The organism is Chitinophaga sp. 180180018-3 (assembly GCF_037893185.1).
In the GTDB taxonomy this organism is placed as follows: domain Bacteria; phylum Bacteroidota; class Bacteroidia; order Chitinophagales; family Chitinophagaceae; genus Chitinophaga.
In genome coordinates, this window is the sequence record NZ_CP140772.1 from 2584175 (window position 1) to 2601369 (window position 17195).

The following is a 17195-nucleotide window of genomic DNA, read 5'->3' on the forward strand; positions in this document are numbered from 1 at the left end:
AATGAGTAACACTTACTTCAGATTTAAACAATTTACAGTTCACCAGGAACACTGCGCCATGAAAGTGTGTACAGACGCCTGTATACAAGGCGCATTCACGGCGCAGTACCTGAGCGACAATGATATAACGGTACCGGCTATACTGGATATAGGAGCCGGTACGGGTTTGTTAAGCCTGATGCTGGCTCAGGAGGTAGCGGGCAATATCACCGCCATAGAACTGGACGAGGGAGCGGCTAAGCAGGCTACTGCGAATTTCATGACATCGCCCTGGGACGACCGTCTGCAGCTGATCCGCAACGACATACGGAAAATGGAGAAGACCCGGGAGTATGATTTTATTATAACGAATCCGCCATTTTATGAAGATGCCCTGAAGAGTGGCCATGAAGGCAAGGACCGGGCGATGCATGCCACCAGCTTGGGTTACAGTGAGCTGATTGCCGCTATCGATCTGCACTTATCGCCGCAGGGAGAGGTATCGTTGTTGTTGCCTTATCAATCGTTCGAAGCATTTCACGGCCTGGCATTGGCGGCAGGGCTGCATCTGAAGCAGGCGCTGTATATCCGGCAAAGTGAGCAGCATGGCTTTTTCAGAGTGGTAGGTATCTTGTCGAGGCAACCGGTGAACACCGTAGTAACAGAAATGGCCATTCACGATAGCAACCGGAAATACACCCCTTTGTTTGCCCAATTGCTGCAGCCTTATTACCTGTATTTATAATCATCACGCCACATAATCTGCGAGGTAGCTGAAGTGATCGGTGAGTTTGCCACCGGCCGCAATGGTTGCGGCTGCGATCATTTCGCTTTCGGGCCGGAGTAGTTCTTCAAAAACATATTTCATCAGCTGATCGCCGAAATATTGGGAAGCATCGCGTGGAAGTTCGTTGGGCAGGTTGCTGACGCACATCATATCTACGCTGTTTTCGAGATAGGGAGCGGTTTTTTCCATGGTATACCGGTTAACGCCGTAAACGGGATCTTCGATGGTGCTATCGCCCAGGTTGGAGGGAACGGAGCCGTTGGTATCGTCGGTAATATCGGCGATGACCTTAATGCGGAAGTTTTCTTTTTTGAGGTCATCTTTCTGAAAAAGCGGTGGGATATTATGATCCCAATAGATGCCATTCATCAGTATATCGCTTACCGTTACATAGGGAAGGAACCGGCATTCATATAATTCAGGATGTGCGTGGAAGTCGCTGCGGCTGTAGGTTTTATCGTTTTTACGCAGGTATAGTTCGCCGGCTTTGAGCTGGGTATATACGGGGTATGCGTAGGAGTTGATGAGGTATTCTTCCGGCGGGATGTACTTGATACCGAGCAGTCCCATTATTTCGAGAGCGCCGGCGGCCACGCGGCCGGAGCCGGTGATGACGATTTTTATGGGAGGAAGTTTGATACCGAAGTAATGGCTGATCATTTCCTGGAAGTCGTGGCTGGTATGTACGCGTTTGAACTGGAAGCTGTTGGTTCTGTTGCCGTAGGCCATGAGGCCGTTGTGAGCGCCGACTACGCCGGCGAAGAAGCCGAAGCCGAGGATGCGTTGTCCATCGGGATGTACAAGGCATTCATAGTCGATAAGGGTAATATTTTTCTTCAGGATAGTCTGGAGCATTTCCCTGTTATGCGGTTGTTTCTTTTTGGTATGGCTGAAGAACAGGTAAGTTTTGCCAGCGATCAGTTTATCGGCGGGCACTTCTTTGATGCCGAGGAGGATGGAGCAGCGGGAGAGATCCTCCAGCAGTGCAGCGCCGGCTTTTTCGTATTCTTCGTCTTTGTAGCACCGGATGGGCGAAGGTTGTACATATAGATGGATGTGAGGGAAGTGGTGCCGTATCCATTGGCATTGTTTGGGGGTAAAGGCGACCCTGTTATCGTGTGGGTGTTTTTCTTCGCGAATGAGGCCTATGTGAATGGGAGTTTCCATTTTTGAAGTTAAGATATTTTGGGGTGTAGCGTGTATAAGATATAGTTGAGATATTTTTTTTGTTGAAAATGATAAAAATATTTGTGAGTTAAAGAGGAGTTGCTATATTTGCATCCCGCAATTGACGCGGAGAGTTCTTAAGGAGAATGCCCAGATGGCGGAATTGGTAGACGCGCTAGACTCAAAATCTTGTTTTCGAAAGGGAGTGCAGGTTCGATTCCTGTTCTGGGCACATTGATTTACAATAGTTATAAAGGCTCCTAAAAGGGGCCTTTGTTGTTTTTTAATGTTATGCAAACAATTAAGCAAACAAATGACTGGCCGGGAAATAAAGAACCAGATTTTCCAAAAATGCATTATTTCTTTTTCTAAGTAAACAATCCCATTCGAGTAAGTGCCAGTTTATCCTTTTCGTTGGATTAAGTTGAATTCCTGGGGAATATAGAAACAGTTCTCCTGGTATGGATGATGAACAATTGCTTACATCCATACAAGCCAATGCGGCAGCATGAAGGAGTGATAGGAGAAAGCAGGAGGATTAATGGGAGAATGATGCAGGTAAGGTGGAGTTGATCTGAAGATGGATGGATGATGTGGGGTCTTGTCCTTATATAGGTTTTACCTGTCGTTAGAAAACCCTGAATGAAGTTTACAAAGTAACAAAATGATCCTGAATAAGGTTTACGTGATTTCTAAGCCTCAATCAGGCATATACCTGTAAGAAAAGCGGGTATTCATACATCCGGACATGGGTATCCATGAACCAATTCCCTGGAAATAATATAAGAGCACCTAATAACAATCTCCGGTCAGGAAAAAGCTATACCTGTTCATTCCCGTTGTAAGGCTAATGAAGAGTAGCCAATAGCAGGACCCTTCAGTAACAGTACGTCCTGGTACAATGGCCATCGTTTCAATAGTGGCTTGCCGCGTTTTTTACCGGCTTGTGGGATTGGAGATGCTGCTGTACTTACAGCGACCACTTCTGCAGTCATGTATTTACTGTTGTCCGTAACCAGGCTCCCCTGGAAAGCGCGTACCTGTAATACGACGATCCCTGTTCCTTTTCCCGGAACGGTCATGTTCAGTTCCATGCCTTCGAACGGTTTACTGAGATCAATCCTCTTTGTGATGGAGACTGCGCCTGTAACCCGCCGGTGGGCAAAATGAGCCCGCACAGCGATGGCTTTTATCTCAAAATGGGTGAATCCGGACAATCGTGATAATTCCTGTGCAGGAATCAGCAGTATGCCATCGGGTGTGAATATGGGGGAGTGAGAGAAGAATTTTTCCAGGCTGGTGTGCCGGTTGAACCGGTATCCTTTTATGCCCTGTACGCCGGATTGTATCAGCACTTTGTTCAGCCGGTTTACGAAAGTACCGTCGCAACGAAGATCCAGGTGCGGGGCGAATGCTTTACGTATGAGGCTACCTTTACGGCTGGCCATACCAAAATTGCGGGCAGCCTGCCGGGTGGCCGTTGTTTGTTTTACCTGGGCAGGCATACTACGCAGGAAGTGAACTCCATTGCGTTCGTAGCCAATCACGTTATCCAGCCTGCCGGTAAAGAGGAATGGGCCTGTTTGTGTTGCCATGTTACCTACATTTTTCTTAAAGTTATGACAACCAGGGGATCAGCTCCCTAGACTTCTTTAGCCATTATCAAATGTGTCTGGCTTGTATGTTAGCGTATATTCAACGGGAGGTGCCCCGGAAGAGAGAATTGTTCAGTACTGATTACACGGGTATTAGAAGATTTCGAAAAGTTGGATGGCAAACTATTACAGGTCGCCTGCCCCCAGGATTTCAACTTGATCCCTTACCGTTTACAGCTATTAATATCATAACGTCTTACCATATAGGAAAAGGGGCCGTCTCGACACTATAACATAAACTGTGTAAACATAGAAAAACCAATGTTCGTAAGAGCCCCGATTTTCTATGTTTACACAGTTACCGGACCACTTCAAGGTAAATATGTTTTACGGTATTGACTAGGCGTTTGCTGTTTTACTTCCGCAAATTGTTTACTGAAATGTGCCCAGCTTTTATAACCACTTTCATAGCAGATATCCAGTATTGATTGATTACCGGTAGTAAGCAATTTGCACGCATGACTGATCCGCAGATCCCTCAGGAAATCAAAATAGGTTTTTTTGATATTCTTCTTAAAAAAACGGCAAAAGTTGGGTATACTCATATTAGCGATGGCTGCCACTTGTGTAAGGGTAATTTTTTCCTGGTAATGTTTAAAAGAGAAATCAATAACTTTTTCGATAACAGGATTTACCACGTTGCCGGTATCTGTGAAATCTTCCGTCAGTATTTTATATTGGGTGGAAAGCCCTATTTTATGGAGGCACTGCAATAATAGCATGAGTTTATCAAAGCCCCTTTTTCGATACATCAGTTGTATGCTCTCGGTTATCTCCTTTTTCAGGTTTTTTTCCAGTTGTATTCCGTTATTCTTTCGTAACAAAGATTGTATTGCTTTCATTTCGGCCATCTGCAGCAATTCCCCGCCCCAGCAATCGTTCGTGAAATGTATCACCAGCGCGGCCCCCGTCATTTTAGGATGATTTTTCCTGAACCAATGTGGCAGGTTGCCGGCTATAAAAAACAGGTCGTTAACGGAATAATCGCATACGTAGTCACCGATCATGGCGGTGCCATGTCCTTTTAGAATAAGGATCAGTTCATACTCGACATGTTTATGCCAGTTGGTTTCAAACTGAGGTGTTTGATAAATCCGGCAGGCAAAGCTCTGGCTGACATCATTGGTGATTTTTTGAAGAATTGTTTTCATATTTCCGGCAGATAGCCCATTTTATCATATAAAGTGCTAAATATTGCTCATCGTTGATAAGATAGCATATTTTATTTCAAAAATAGCAGTTGCCAACTTTTTAAATTCAAACAATATTTGCTAAAAATAATTCACGATATGAAAATAATAACAGGGAAGAAAGAATTTTTTAGCGGCATTTCCGCAGTTCAGTATGAAGGCCCACGTACAGACAATCCGTTAGCCTATCGCTGGTATGATGAAAACAAAATAGTAGCCGGTAAACCCATGAAAGAGTGGCTGCGTTTTGCGGTAGCTTACTGGCATTCTTTTAATGGAACAGGTGCAGATCCTTTTGGTGAAGCCACACATCTGTTTGAATGGGATAAAAGCACTGACCCGATTGAGCGGGCAAAAGATAAAGCAGATGCTGCTTTTGAAATGATCACTAAACTTAATCTGCCTTATTACTGCTTCCACGATGTGGACGTGGTGGATTATACCAATAACATTGAAGACAACGAAAAGCGTTTGCAAACGCTGACCAAATACCTGAAGCAAAAACAGGAGGAAAGCGGGGTTAAATTACTATGGGGCACTGCTAACCTGTTCAGTCATCGCCGTTACATGAATGGGGCGTCCACCAATCCCGATTTTCACGTACTTACCCATGCAGCTGCTCAGGTGAAAGCAGCCCTTGATGCTACCATAGCGCTCGGGGGAGAAAACTACGTGTTCTGGGGTGGCCGGGAAGGATATATGAGTCTTTTGAATACTAATATGAAGCGGGAGAAGGAACACCTGGCAAGATTCCTGCAGGCCTCAAGAGATTATGCCCGCAAAAATGGATTCACCGGTACTTTCTTTATCGAGCCAAAACCATGTGAACCGACCAAACATCAGTACGACTATGATGCAGAGACTGTGATAGGCTTCCTCCGTCAATACGATCTGCTGGGTGACTTCAAGCTGAACCTCGAAGTGAACCACGCCACTTTAGCAGGACATACATTCCAACATGAACTCCAGGTAGCGATTGATGCTGGTTTGCTTGGAAGTATTGATGCCAACAGGGGAGACTACCAGAATGGCTGGGATACAGACCAGTTCCCTACCAACCTCAACGAACTTACCGAGGCCATGTTAATTATCCTGGAAGGCGGTGGCTTTAAGGGAGGAGGTATCAATTTTGATGCAAAGATCAGGAGAAATTCCACCGACCCGGCCGATCTTTTCTATGCTCATATAGGAGGGGTAGATAGTTTTGCACGCGCCCTTATCACTGCTGATGCCATCCTGGAAAAAAGTGCTTATAAGAAGATCCGCCAGGAGCGCTACGCTTCTTTTGACACAGAAGCTGCACAAACTTTTGAAGCCGGACAGGCCACACTCGAAAGCTTGCGTGCATATGCGGTTGCCAACGGAGAACCAGCAGCAACCAGTGGCAGACAGGAATACCTGGAGAACATTATCAATAATTATTTGTAAAATATTGTTGTAAGACAATGATCAACTCCGCCGGTTAAATACCGGCGGAGTTTTTTATGCATTATATCCCCGCAACAGAACATTTTTACTCATCATTTCAACATTTGTAGCAGTCGGTTGAGGGAATGGCTGATTATTTTGCAGGCGAAAAAAATATTTGCCAGATGTTTTTAAGAGTATTGATTTTTGTTTTTGCATGGTTGACTTTGACGATTCAAAACGGGTTTGCCCAGCGAAGTAGCCTTCCCCGGCGGGTTATACTCCTTTACGTAACAGCTTAAAATTTATAGGCGTATCCTATCCTGAACACCTGCGTTTCGAGGTAATCTGTGCTCGTATAGGTGAACCCGTTACCTGTTACATCGCGTTTAATGCGCAGCGTATTGGCGATATCAGTAGCATTTACAAAGAACTCATTTCTGCCAATGGTCTTTTTAGCACCCATATCTATAGAGAAACGGGAATAAATTTTTCCCTGCGGAACAATATCCGGTGCCAGGTAAATGGCGGTGAGCTGCAGTTCTACCTTGGATGGCAACTGAAACGTACTATTGAGCTTTACGTTGCCGGAAAACATTTCCACGCGGGGTGCTGTGTAGACAGTAGGTTCCGGATACTTGTTAAGTACGGTAAATGCGTCGATGATATTCTGATAGCCATTCATGTTTAATTGCAGGCTGGCCCATTTATTTATTTTTTGAGACAGGGTTACTTCCAGGCCAGACTGGTAGCTTTTTCCCGCATTCTGAAATACGTTGTAGATCAGATTGCTGTTACCCACGGTAGTGCCTATACGGGAAATGGTGGCTTCCATTCGTTTATGGTACAGGGCAGGGTAGAGGTAACCATTGCGCCAGTTCGTTTTGTAGCCCAGTTCAAAGGTATTGGTAAACTGAGGCCGCAGCTCCGGGTTACCTACCTTAATGATTTCCGCATCGTCATATTTAGGGAAGATACGGATGTCTACTTCATTAGGCCGGTCTACCCGACGATTATAAAACAGTGATAATTTGTTATGGTCGTTCAGATGATAAGCCAGTCTGATATTGGGAAATGGCTGTATATAGTGGTACCCGTTACTACGATAGGTATTATGTTGCGGGTTTACTTCATAGTTCAGGTCTACGTATTCCACCCGCATGCCGGCTTCTACTTCAAAGTCTTTATTTTCAAATACGAACATACCATATACCGCCGGAATGATTTCGCCGTAATTAGCCCAGCCACCGGCGGTGGTATCAAGCGGAGAATGCAGGCCTGGCTTGAATTGCATATTGGTAGGAATGTACCGGCGCCGGAATTTAACGCCTCCTTCAAAGCGACCGAACCGCAAAGGATGTATATAATCAGCCGTCAGATCTGCTACGTGTTCGTCTGATAGTAATTTAAATGAATCCAATCCGGTATAAGAAGGCATGATGTTCGTGAAAAAATACTTTTCGTCTTCCCGGTGAAAGGTATAGTTCAGGTTTACCTGCAGTATGCGTCCGGGTTGTTTAAACTGATGCTGCCAGCCGGCGGAGAGGGTAGCGGTGGTTTTTAGTTCATCTTCCAGAAACTGCCACAGACGCTGCCTTTCGGAGAGGTCGGCTTTAAAGAAAGGCTGGTCGCCCCGGTCGAGGATTTTTTCACTGCTGAACAAACCGGAGATGGTAAATAGATTTTTATCGTCTGGTTGCCAGTCTATGCCTGTTTTGCCAGTAATAATGTTGGTGGTTCTGTTGCGTTTCACCTGTTGAATGATGGCATCTCCATGTTCGTACCATTTTTCGGTAAATTCATTTTTGTTGAGGGTTTTGGTGTACAGGTTATCTCCCTGAAAGAAGAAATTAACTTTATTTTTCCGATAGTTGAGCGACAGGGAAGGGTTGACTTTAGGGGTAGCTGTATACTGGGGGCGTATACCGGGCAGGTTGCCTTTCTTTTCCCATAGGGCGCCCAAACCGGTGGTGAGTCCCACCTTGCCGTTGAGTCCTTCACTTTTTTCTTTTTTGTAGATGATATTGATGATACCGGCGTTTCCGTTGGCATCATATTTTGCCGAGGGGTTATTGATGATCTCAATTTTAGCGATAGCAGAAGCCGGAATATTGTCCAGCCCCGACTGACCACCCATGCCGGTAAGCGCGGTTTGTTTACCATCTATCAGTATCATCACTTTATCGCTGCCCCGTAGTAATACCTTCCCATCCTGGCCGGCGGTAACACCCGGCAGATTTTTCATGGCATCCAGTGCAGATCCGCCAGCCTGGCTGATATTGGCAGCTGGTGAAAATGTTTTCTTATCCATTTTTTCGCTTACCTCATCCACCTTACCGGTGATAGTAACTTCGCTTATACTTACGGATGAGTGCTGCAAGGATACATGCCCCACAGATAGGAAATTGCTCAACTGCCCTACCAGCAATGGTTGCCATTTGGTGAGATATCCGAGATAGGAAAATTTAAGGAGATAGTTGCCGTGATCGATGCCTGCGATGCTAAAGCGACCTTCTTCGCTGGTGATAGTACCCGTTACAAAGATACTGTCGTGCGCCTTATGTAATGTTACATTTACAAATGCTAATGCGGCCTGGTTGCTGGTGTCTTTTACAAGTCCCGACAGGGTAACGGTATTTTTCTGTGCCTGACTACACATGGCCACCAGCACCAATAATATTCCGCTGATAAATCGTTTCATCCGTTCGCGTTTTATGATATACGCAAAGTTGGATAACGATTTAGAAGAAATTTCGAATCAAGCCCATTGAATGCTGAAGATATGAAATCTATTCTCAAAGTGGTAGCTTTCCTGCCAGCCATATACCTGACATATTTCGTGGACAATGGCCAGTCCCAGGCCCGTACCGGCAGTATTGGTGGCCGACAAGCCAAATCGTCGGAACAGGCGTTGGGGATCCAGTGCTTCGTCGCCCGTATTAGCTATCATGAGTTGGTGCCGGTTCAGGGAAATCCGGATAGTCCCCCCGGAGGCACTGTGACGGATGGCATTCATAAACAGGTTGGTGAGCAGCATTTCTACCAGGGTTTTGTTGGCAGAGAGTTGTACGGCTGCTGCAATATTTAGTTGTACTTGCAGCTGTTTATCGTCCAAAAAGTCCTGCAGAAACGGCACATAGCTTTCTATCAGCGCAGGCAGATCTATCAGTTCTTTCTCCGGAAACTGGCTATTTTCAATTTTAGCGAGTAGCAGCAGGTTCTTGTTTACCCTGGTTACCTTGGCCAAAGCCTGATGCGCCTGATCAATGATGTCTGACTGTTCTTCCGTCATAGGTGTGCTCTGGTGCAGCAGGTCCAGCTTAAATTTGATCACAGATAAAGGGGTTTGCAGTTCATGCGAGGCATGTTGGGTAAACTCCTTTTGTTGCTGATAGCTGGCAATATTGCCCATAATCAGTTTATGTAGGTGGTGATTCAGCACTTCAAATTCTTCTATATCTGTATTGTCGAACTGAATGCCCTGTGTTTTATGCAGATTAAACGACTGTATTTTTTCCAGGCAGCTATAGAAGGGCCGCCATAGCCGTTCTGCAATACGCCGGTTGATGAGAATGAAGCCTCCCAGCAGGATAAGAAAGAACAACACTGTTACTACGGCAATAGCCATAATAGTTTCATGAGTTTCTTCCATATTGGTTTCCAGGGTGAGCTGGAATGGCTTGCCATGAATAGAAAAGTAGGTAATCAACCCCTGAAAGCGGTCGTTTCCTTTAGTAGGGATGTATTTATTTTTTCGATATATATTGTAGGTGGAATCCGGTAATAGCGCCGCCGCCGGTTGCAGCTGCGTTTCAGGACGCAGTTTATTCCAGAGTGCCACACTTGCTGCTAATTCCTGATCCGAAAGAGCCAGTGACTGCAGATTTTGCTTAATGGTTTCACTTACAATGAGGTTATGTTCCTTCAGTTCATGTTCCCAGATAAGGTCTACGATCAGGTAATAAACAGGAATGCTGCCTGCCAGTACAATACCGGCGTACAGAATAAATACTTTCAGTGATTTGTTCAATAGTTTACTCATACTTCCCATTTGTATCCGGTAGCATAAACGGTTTTAAGGTAATTACCGCAACCTGCTTCCTGGAGCTTCCGCTTCAGATTTTTGATATGTGCGTATACAAAACCATGGTTGTCGAGCATATCGGCAATGTCGCCTGACAGGTGCTCTGCCAGCGCATTTTTGGAGATAACCCGGTTTTTGTTTCCGAGGAAATAAATAAGCAGGTCAAATTCTTTCCGGGTAAGCAGTACCGGTTTATCGTGAATATGCACTGTTTTGGCAAGGAGATCTATCTGTAGTTCTTCCTGCTGAACGATGTTGTTGTTCTGAAAGGAGCGTCGCCTGATCACAGAATATACCCTGGCCGCCAATTCAGGTAGGTGAAAGGGTTTGGCCAAATAGTCGTCTGCACCGGTTTGGAGGCCTTTTATTTTATCGTCATAGGAGTCTTTGGCGGAAATAATGATGACGCCTTCCTGTTGCTGTCTTTTTTTGATTTCTTCCAACAGTTGAAGTCCATTACCACCAGGGAGCATGAGGTCGAGCAATATGCACTGATATTCGTATAAATGCAGTTTCTCCAATGCCTGCTGATAAGTAGCGGCATGTTCACAAATATAATTCTCACCGGATAAATACCCGATAACACTCTGTGCCAGCTGTAGTTCATCCTCGATGATCAATACCTTCATGTGGCAAAAGTAGGCTCCAATTTTGAATTTTTCCTGAATTCGGGTAAACCTCTGTCCGCTACAGTTCCCCGGCGCTACTGGCGTAAAATGGGAAATGGAGAAACATAACTATGAAGCTGGTTTTAAAGAAAGCAATCAGCACGTTTCTGTTGTATTTGATGTAAAGGGTAACTGGATGGAAACAGAAACGCCGATCCCGGCGTCCGAACTGCCGAAAGCGGCAGCAGCATATATCGCCAGGCACTATAAAGGCGCAAAGATCAACGAAACCGCCCGTATTCAGAAAGCCAGCGGCGCTATCAACTATGAGGCGAAAATAAATGGTAAAGATGTTATATTCGATGACAAGGGCGTAGTACTGTAACAGCGGAGAGGCCGAAACAGCCTGTGAAAACCTGTAGTCGATGGTTGATCGTCTGGATAACCGGGATTGGGGTACTACTATAAGGGAAATTAGTCAATAAGCGGGGCGGAAGCTTCTCTGCCACAGGGATATATTTTCGCTTATGATCCATCTTAGATAATGCAGACCGGTCATTTTTTTTCGTACCTTCTCCCCGAATGCCCGATCCTGATAGCAACTTTTACTTCAAAGCAAACATCATGAAGCTTCTTCTCACTTCCGGCGGTATCAGCAATGCGAGTATTTACAACGCGCTGGTCGACCTTTTGGGAAAACCTATTGATGAATCTAATGCGCTGTTCATTCCGACGGCGATATACCCCCACCTGCATGGCGGCAGGATGGCATTGCAAGCTATTTGTGGAAAAGGTCAATCCCAGTTGTGCCAATTAGGATGGAAATCTTTGGGCGTGCTGGAGCTCACAGCCTTACCCAGTATAGCCAAAGAAATTTGGCTCCCATCGCTCGAGGAAGCCGATGTGCTGCTGGTTTGGGGTGGTGATGTGCTGTATTTATCTTATTGGATACAACAATCCGGACTGGCAGACTTATTACCATCGCTGCTTCACAAAATGGTTTATGTGGGAGTAAGCGCCGGGAGTATGGCGGCAAGCTCCCTCTTCGGTGAGACCTATAGAAACCCTCGCGGCGGAAGCGGTAATACGCTGACATCGGAAAACATCGTATTTCCCAGCCCTCAGGGAGAAATAAGCAGGACTTTTATCACGGCTCGTGGAACAGGATTAGTTGATTTTGCATTGATTCCCCATTTCTGCAATCCGGAATTCCCGGACGCGTCCGAGACAAACGCTGGAAAATGGGCTGGAATGCTTTCGGTACCGGTGTATGCTATTGATGATCAGTCCGCGATCAAAGTAGTCGGCGATTCGGTTGAAGTCGTTTCCGAAGGGTACTGGAAGCTGTTTTCTCCCGGGGACTAATGAGATGGATAAAAGAGGTATCTCTTTTCGCAGCAATGGGGCCATGGTTGCCTGACTTTTCGAAATACATTTCAAATCATAAAAAGCCTATCGGATATTTTTATTATGGATGCAAAGGAATTATTGAAGGAACATATTACCAAACAAGCGTCGCTTACTTCAGCAGAGTTTGACTATTTCTTTGGCCATTTCAAGCCGCTTTCTTTTAAAAAAGGGCAGGTAGTCATTCGGGAAGGAGATAAAGTAGACAACGAATATTTCGTTGTTTCCGGATGTATGAAAACATTTTATATCAATGATGAAGTAAAGATGCATATCCTGCAGTTTGCCATGCCTACCTGGTGGGCGTCGGACTATAATGCGTTATATACGCAAACGAGGGCTACAGTTAACCTGGATTGCATTACAGATGTGGAGTTATTGAGCCTTTCCAATGCTGATCGCGAAAAGTTGTGCAGAGAGATTCATCAGGTAGAATACTTTTTCCGTTGGCGTACCAACAGAGGCTATGTGGCCGCACATAAACGCCTACTTTCATTTATGAACAATGATGCCAAAACCCGCTATGAGGAACTTATGAAATTATATCCCCAGTTGTATAACCTGGTGCCTAAACATTTAATTGCCGCTTACCTCGGGGTATCGAGAGAAACTTTAAGCCGTCTTTATAACTCTCATAAGAATGTGATGTAAGTCACCTAATCGGCCGGAAATCCCATCGTTACTTTGTATCATAAATTTTAAAACATTTAAATACAAAGCAATGAAAACGCAAAAATTCAACATCGCAGCTGCGCAGAGCAACATTGATTGGGTGGGTAGAAAAGTAACCGGAGCCCACAATGGAACCATCCACCTTAAATCAGGTGAACTCTCCCTGGCAGATGGACAAATTACAGCCGGCAGGTTTGTGGTAGACACGAGGTCCATTAAAATACTTGATATTACAGATGCCGCTACCAATGCTCAATTCGCAGGGCACCTGGCCTCCGACGATTTCTTCGGCATTGAGCAATACCCGGAAGCATATTTCGACATTACTTCAGTTCAGGGCAAACAGGTGAAGGGTAATCTGACTATTAAAGGCATTACCAATCCTGTGGCATTTGACGTGGATACCATCTTGAGGGATGATACATTAACCGCAACAGGAAAGATCGTTATTGACCGCACTAAGTTCGGCATTAAATTCCGCTCAGGAAATTTCTTCCAAAACCTCGGCGATACGCTTATTTACAACGACTTTGACCTCAATATTGTGTTAACCGCAAAAGCAGTAGAAGTGCCTGCTTCAGCACAAATCTGATGATATGCCATTCGTTAAAATTGAAATGACACGCGAGGGGATTACCCGCGAAAAAAAGCAGCAATTGATAAAAGGTATAACAGACCTGTTCACTACCATTTTCAACAAAGATCCGCACCTGACCCATATTGCGATACAGGAAATTGAGCTGGACAACTGGGGATATGCAGGTGAGCAAGTATCAGTATTACGTGAAAAAGGCATTACTGCCGATAAAAAGTAACTTTATGAGCAAGCAAACAATAATAGTAACCGGGGCATCATCCGGCATAGGTGAAGCAATCGCAAAGTATTTTCTGGAAAGAGGAGACAATGTGGTCATTAATTCGGCTACATCAGAAAAATTGCAACAGACGTACCAGAGACTGGGAGGGGGAGCCAACCTGGCAATGGTAGCCGGCAATATTAAGGACAAAAAAACGGGAGAGCAACTGGTAGCAACGGCTATAGAAAAGTTTGGAGCTGCAGACGTTCTGGTGAACAATGCCGGCATATTTGAAACCAGACCTTTTCTGGAGGTAGATGAAGCCTATCTCGACCGTTTTTTGAACACTAATTTGAAAGGCACTTTTTTTACCACGCAGGCCGTTATTCCACAAATGTTGAAGCAGCGTGGCGGTGTTGTTATCAATATCGGCACACCGCTGGTCAATAAGGGCATTGGCGGTATACCGATTACTGCTCCGATGATGAGTAAAGCCGGTGTCCATTCGCTGACCATACAACTGGCAGCAGAGTTTGGCCGGCAGAATATCAGGGTAAATACGATTGCACCAGGCACCATACGTACGCCTATGCATGGCGGGGGAGCTGATAAAAGCGCTGGCCTGCATTTACTGGAGCGCGTGGGTGAAGCCGAAGATATCGCAGAAATGGTTTATACGGTTGCTAAAAGTAATTTTATCAATGGCGCCATTATTAATGTAGACGGTGGGTTAGGCGCTGGTTACAATCTGAACTAAAATGAAAATTATATTTCTGACAGCTTTGTTGTCCTGCGTATTGTGGGGCAGCGAAGCACAAAACAAAACTAAAATGGAAACTCAACAACAAGATTCATTAGCGATTTCTGACGTGCTGGAGAGTCGCTACTTTAAAGGAATATATGAAGGAGATGTTGCCCTGCTAAGCACTGTTTATCATCCGGGCACATTGTTTCTGGGCGACGTGAAGGGGCAGCCATACGCAAAGGATTTATCGCAATACCTGGATGGTGTGAAGAATCGTCAGAGCCCCAAAAATTCTGGCAAACCATTCAAAGGTGAGATACTTTCTATTAAAGTGGTTAATTCTATCGCCACCGTTGAAGTAAAAGTGGTGATGTACGATTTTGTCTATCAGGAATTTTTGTCTTTCCATAAAATTGATGGAAAATGGCTCCTGGTCAATAAAATGATTAGTGATACGGCTGGTCAGCTGGCTAATGAAAAGTCTTTGGATGTTCAGGGAACAGAAAGGAAGGCTAACCTGGTAGCATATATGGAAATACTCCCCGCCTTTGAGAAAGAGATGAAAGCGTCTCTGGCTGTCATGGCAGCAGAAAGCAACCGGGAGGCGGGTTGTGTGCAATTTGTGGTAAATACCCGGAATGATTCACCTCTTTCGATAGTAGTTTATGAAGAGTATAAGAACGACGCGGCTTTTGAGGTACATAAAACATCTGCTCATGCCAGAAAATTCTTTGAATTTGTGAAAGGAAAGATTGTGAATGATAAGATCGAAGCTGTTCTGCTGACAGCAGTAAACAGTTCAAATTAATTTTTTATATTCAAAGATATGTGGTATCAAACAAGCGTAACGGAGATATTAGGTATTGATTATCCTATCATGCAGGGGCCGTTTGGCGGTAACCTCTCGTCAGTACAGTTGGTGTCTGCTGTTTCAAATGCCGGTGGATTGGGTGGTTATGGCGCCTATACGAATAGTCCGCAGGAAATCGCGGAGATAGACAAACATATAAGAGCCGCTACCAATAAGCCATACAATCTCAACTTGTGGGTTTCAGATACAGATGTGGCAGGAGCAGATGGAACGGTTACTGATGAAGAATATCAGCGGGCTACCCGGTTGTTTAAACCTTACTTCGATGAATTGGAGGTGCCTTTACCGGCTAAGCCCGTACCTTTTCGATCCAGGTTTGAAAATCAGTTGCAGGTAGTACTTGACATCCGGCCTAAAGTATTCAGTTATATGTTTGGTACACTGACAGCCGATATTTTGGAACAATGCCGCAGAAGGGGGATTATCACTGTAGGAGCTGCTACAACGTTGGATGAAGCCATTGCATTGGAAGCAACAGGTACAGATATGATCATCGCTTCGGGGTTTGAAGCAGGTGGCCATCGACCTTCTTTCCTGCGGTCATCTGAAGCTTCAGTAACAGGGACATTTGTTTTGGTACAATTGATCCGGGAGAAAGTGAAAATCCCTGTTATTGCAGCCGGAGGGATAGCAACGGGTGCCGGCATCAGTGCTGCTTTGACACTGGGAGCAGATGCGGTTCAGATAGGAACAGCTTTCCTTGCCTGCGAAGAATCCAATGTTTTGCCTGTTCATAGAGAGATGTTGTTTTCGGAAAGGGCGAAATATACGACATTAACCCGCGCGTTTACGGGCAGACTTGGGCGCGGACTGACTGGCAGGATTGCGGAAGAGTTAAAAGGAAAAGAAGTTGAATTCCTGCCTTTCCCATTGCAGAGCCAATTTATGTCGTTCCTGCGGAAAGCCGCTTTAGATAAAGAGAAATGGGATATGATCCAGTTTTGGGGTGGACAGATTGCACCTATATTAAAACACCGGAAGGCAGACGAGTTAATGGGAGCATTGGTAAAGGACACAACTGCTTTATTCGAAAAATGATTGCATAGCAAAGGCGTAGCACTTGCTCTGCTATGAAAATGATACCTTCCGAACGCTATACTGTTGATGATGAACGTCGGTTGCTATATGGCAAATGTAATGCTCAAAATGATCGACAGATGAGACATACCACGGCTGACCGTTGAAATGGATGGTTGCGCCATCTGTTACATCGAGTGAGTCCAGGGAAGTAGAGATACCTCTTCCATCTGCTTTTAGAATAGCTTCTTTAATTGTCCAATATCGATAGAATAGAGGTTCCTGTGGAGAGGATTGTTCAATATTATTCCATTCCGTTGGTGAGAATTGCTTCTGAAAATCGCCGATAGAAATAGGCACGCATCGTTCTATATCTATACCAATGCGTCCATTATAGCTGATGGCACAAACCACCATTTGACCTGAGTGAGAGATATTAAAATCTGGTGCGTTGATTATGTATGGGCGTCCATACTTCGTATATACGATATCATTCAGCGTAGCATTGCAATGCTTCTCTTTAAAAGCATGCAAGAGAAGCAGCTTTCCCAGGAGATTGGCATGTGCGTCCTGCCATCTTCTAAACCTGTTTATTTTTTCCCTGAACCTGCCAGGGATTTCCTGTAATAGTTGAGAAAAACGTGCTGTTGATATAGGCGTATCGTAAGTAGCGTAATACACTACTGGAGATATTATTTGTTCCGGTATTTCGGGAAGATTGTTTGTTACCAACCTTAGCATATGGCTATTAAATTTTTAGTTTATCAAAGTTATTAGCTTTTTTTACATCATTAATCGATTATGAAGAA

Annotated in this window: 17 protein-coding genes and 1 tRNA gene; 11 read left to right on the forward strand and 7 right to left on the reverse strand. The window is 44.8% G+C overall.

All coding sequences use genetic code 11. From position 1 onward, the window contains the following. The first annotated feature begins 58 nt into the window (after window positions 1–58). Complete coding sequence (locus UNH61_RS10370) at window positions 59–724, forward strand: methyltransferase (protein ID WP_326992032.1); 666 nt, start codon at window positions 59–61, stop codon at window positions 722–724. Between the two features lie 3 nt (window positions 725–727). Here UNH61_RS10370 and UNH61_RS10375 read toward each other — a convergent pair whose 3' ends face one another. Continuing rightward, window positions 728–1933 carry an NAD(P)-dependent oxidoreductase gene (locus UNH61_RS10375; RefSeq protein ID WP_326992033.1) on the reverse strand — a complete coding sequence of 402 codons (1206 nt, stop codon included), beginning with the start codon at window positions 1931–1933 and terminating at the stop codon, window positions 728–730. A 148-nt stretch (window positions 1934–2081) separates the two neighbouring features. On the opposite strand from UNH61_RS10375, the gene UNH61_RS10380 reads away from it, so the two are divergent. Continuing rightward, window positions 2082–2165: transfer RNA gene (locus tag UNH61_RS10380), tRNA-Leu, on the forward strand. Window positions 2166–2763: 598 nt separating this feature from the next. Here UNH61_RS10380 and UNH61_RS10385 read toward each other — a convergent pair. Next, window positions 2764–3528 (reverse strand): hypothetical protein, encoded by a 765-nt coding sequence (locus tag UNH61_RS10385; RefSeq protein WP_326992034.1) that lies wholly within the window; start codon window positions 3526–3528, stop codon window positions 2764–2766. Between the two features lie 371 nt (window positions 3529–3899). Then, the gene (locus tag UNH61_RS10390; RefSeq protein WP_326992035.1) at window positions 3900–4739 is read right to left on the reverse strand and encodes an AraC family transcriptional regulator; all 840 of its coding nucleotides are present in this window, start codon (window positions 4737–4739) and stop codon (window positions 3900–3902) included. Between the two features lie 138 nt (window positions 4740–4877). Here UNH61_RS10390 and xylA point away from each other — a divergent pair, with 138 nt between their 5' ends. Then, window positions 4878–6206: a xylose isomerase gene (gene xylA / locus UNH61_RS10395; RefSeq protein WP_326992036.1), complete on the forward strand. Its 1329-nt coding sequence runs from the start codon at window positions 4878–4880 to the stop codon at window positions 6204–6206. Window positions 6207–6483: 277 nt separating this feature from the next. On the opposite strand, the gene UNH61_RS10400 is transcribed toward xylA, so the two are convergent. The 3 genes from UNH61_RS10400 to UNH61_RS10410 are packed head-to-tail and all read right to left on the reverse strand — an operon-like array spanning window position 6484 to window position 10898. Further along, the gene (locus UNH61_RS10400; protein WP_326992038.1) at window positions 6484–8886 is read right to left on the reverse strand and encodes a TonB-dependent receptor family protein; all 2403 of its coding nucleotides are present in this window, start codon (window positions 8884–8886) and stop codon (window positions 6484–6486) included. A 57-nt stretch (window positions 8887–8943) separates the two neighbouring features. Next, window positions 8944–10227 (reverse strand): HAMP domain-containing sensor histidine kinase, encoded by a 1284-nt coding sequence (locus tag UNH61_RS10405; protein WP_326992039.1) that lies wholly within the window; start codon window positions 10225–10227, stop codon window positions 8944–8946. Beyond that, window positions 10224–10898 (reverse strand): response regulator transcription factor, encoded by a 675-nt coding sequence (locus UNH61_RS10410; protein ID WP_326992040.1) that lies wholly within the window; start codon window positions 10896–10898, stop codon window positions 10224–10226. Before UNH61_RS10410 ends, UNH61_RS10405 begins: the two co-directional genes overlap by 4 nt. Before the next feature lie 94 nt (window positions 10899–10992). Here UNH61_RS10410 and UNH61_RS10415 point away from each other — a divergent pair, with 94 nt between their 5' ends. From UNH61_RS10415 to UNH61_RS10450, 8 genes are all read left to right on the forward strand, one after another. Beyond that, window positions 10993–11262: a PepSY-like domain-containing protein gene (locus tag UNH61_RS10415; protein ID WP_326992041.1), complete on the forward strand. Its 270-nt coding sequence runs from the start codon at window positions 10993–10995 to the stop codon at window positions 11260–11262. A gap of 239 nt (window positions 11263–11501) precedes the next feature. Further along, window positions 11502–12242, forward strand: coding sequence for a Type 1 glutamine amidotransferase-like domain-containing protein (locus tag UNH61_RS10420; protein ID WP_339070914.1), 741 nt, complete (start codon window positions 11502–11504; stop codon window positions 12240–12242). A gap of 105 nt (window positions 12243–12347) precedes the next feature. Continuing rightward, complete coding sequence (locus UNH61_RS10425; RefSeq protein ID WP_326992043.1) at window positions 12348–12935, forward strand: Crp/Fnr family transcriptional regulator; 588 nt, start codon at window positions 12348–12350, stop codon at window positions 12933–12935. A 70-nt stretch (window positions 12936–13005) separates the two neighbouring features. Beyond that, window positions 13006–13548, forward strand: coding sequence for a YceI family protein (locus UNH61_RS10430; protein WP_326992044.1), 543 nt, complete (start codon window positions 13006–13008; stop codon window positions 13546–13548). A gap of 4 nt (window positions 13549–13552) precedes the next feature. Then, window positions 13553–13771, forward strand: a complete 219-nt coding sequence (locus tag UNH61_RS10435) for a 4-oxalocrotonate tautomerase family protein (protein WP_326992045.1) — start codon at window positions 13553–13555, stop codon at window positions 13769–13771. Window positions 13772–13775: 4 nt separating this feature from the next. Continuing rightward, the gene (locus UNH61_RS10440) at window positions 13776–14510 is read left to right on the forward strand and encodes an SDR family oxidoreductase (protein ID WP_326992046.1); all 735 of its coding nucleotides are present in this window, start codon (window positions 13776–13778) and stop codon (window positions 14508–14510) included. Window position 14511: 1 nt separating this feature from the next. Beyond that, window positions 14512–15306: a nuclear transport factor 2 family protein gene (locus tag UNH61_RS10445; RefSeq protein WP_326992047.1), complete on the forward strand. Its 795-nt coding sequence runs from the start codon at window positions 14512–14514 to the stop codon at window positions 15304–15306. An 18-nt stretch (window positions 15307–15324) separates the two neighbouring features. Then, window positions 15325–16407 (forward strand): nitronate monooxygenase, encoded by a 1083-nt coding sequence (locus UNH61_RS10450; protein WP_326992048.1) that lies wholly within the window; start codon window positions 15325–15327, stop codon window positions 16405–16407. 30 nt (window positions 16408–16437) lie between these two features. On the opposite strand, the gene UNH61_RS10455 is transcribed toward UNH61_RS10450, so the two are convergent. Next, window positions 16438–17127: a 4'-phosphopantetheinyl transferase superfamily protein gene (locus tag UNH61_RS10455; RefSeq protein ID WP_326992049.1), complete on the reverse strand. Its 690-nt coding sequence runs from the start codon at window positions 17125–17127 to the stop codon at window positions 16438–16440. Window positions 17128–17195: the final 68 nt, after the last annotated feature.